We start from the raw sequence: 1,293 nt of genomic DNA, 5'->3' as shown, positions 1-1,293 counted from the left end.
TATGTTAGTTTACAAGTTCAATATATTGATGGAACAAAAATTGAATCTAGCTCTAACCGATACACCTTTGTATGGCGTGGTTCAGTGGAGAAAAACAAGGCTAAATTAGAAACAAAAATTCAAGATGTTCTCACAGAAATAGAGGGTCAAATCAAACAGGATCAAAGTGAACTCGCAAAAGAACACTGTTCCAAAAATATTGATAGTTTAGAGCTTAAAGAAAAAGTGACTCAGTTAAATAAACATAGGGCAGACCTACCCAAACCTACAGCTAAACAGCTCAAACAGTTAGAAGACGAGCATTTACCTCGCTTGCAAAAATACGAACAACAACTAGAAACTTTAGGTACTCGAAATAGTTATAGTAAAACAGATCCAGATGCTACTTTTATGCGAATGAAAGAAGATCACATGAAAAACGGGCAACTTAAACCTGCCTACAATACTCAAATAAGTACTGAAAATCAATTTATTACACATTATACTATTGCACAAAAATCAACTGACACCACTACCTTAATCAATCATCTAGAGACTTTTGAACAAACCTATGCACAACAAAGTAAAGAAGTTGTAGCAGATGCTGGGTATGGTAGCGAAGAGAATTATCTGTATTTACTTGAAAGAGAAATAACGCCCTATGTGAAATTTAATTATTTTCATATGGAACAGAAAAGAGCTTGGAAGAACAACCCTTTTCTACAACACAATCTTTACTACAATAAATTGTTTGATTACATCTTATGTCCAAATGGAGAAAAGCTACCTAATATTGGAAGTAGTACTAAATACACCACCACTGGTTTTGCGTCAAAAATACATCTGTATCAAGCTTCTAACTGCTTGAAATGCTCGTTAAAAGAGCTATGTAATAAAGCAGCAGAAAACAGAACAGTCTCTATGAATCATAGATTGGTTCAAATAAAACAACATATTAGAGAATTACTCAACTCTGAACGCGGTAAATATCATAGAAGTAAAAGACCTGTAGAAGTAGAAGCTGTTTTTGGACAACTAAAAAGCAACAACAAATTTACTAGGTTTACTCTAAGAGGATTAGAAATGGTCGAAATTGAATTTGGACTGATGGCTCTTGCACATAATTTAAGAAAACTTACTAAGAATAGAGAAAAATCGACTTTAAACAACAATTTTCATCCTAAAAAAGAGACTGATAAACGAAAAATGACAAATTATAAGTCTAAAACTCGTTTTAATTGCAAGAACTTTTAATCTAAGAGAAAAGTAACGTTTTATATAATACAAAAGAGGGTGACCTTTTGGGACACCCTC

1 protein-coding gene is annotated in these 1,293 nt (G+C 32.9%); it reads left to right on the top strand.

The annotated features are described in order from the left end of the window. Positions 1–1,233: IS1182 family transposase (locus tag GJV76_RS15565; RefSeq protein WP_155093493.1), on the top strand; the 1,233-nt coding region annotated here is incomplete at its 5' end. Between the last annotated feature and the right edge of the window lie 60 nt (positions 1,234–1,293).

This window comes from Myroides albus (genome assembly GCF_009711045.1).
In the GTDB taxonomy this organism is placed as follows: Bacteria; Bacteroidota; Bacteroidia; order Flavobacteriales; family Flavobacteriaceae; genus Flavobacterium; species Flavobacterium album_A.
This window is presented reverse-complemented; position numbering and strand designations above follow the sequence as displayed.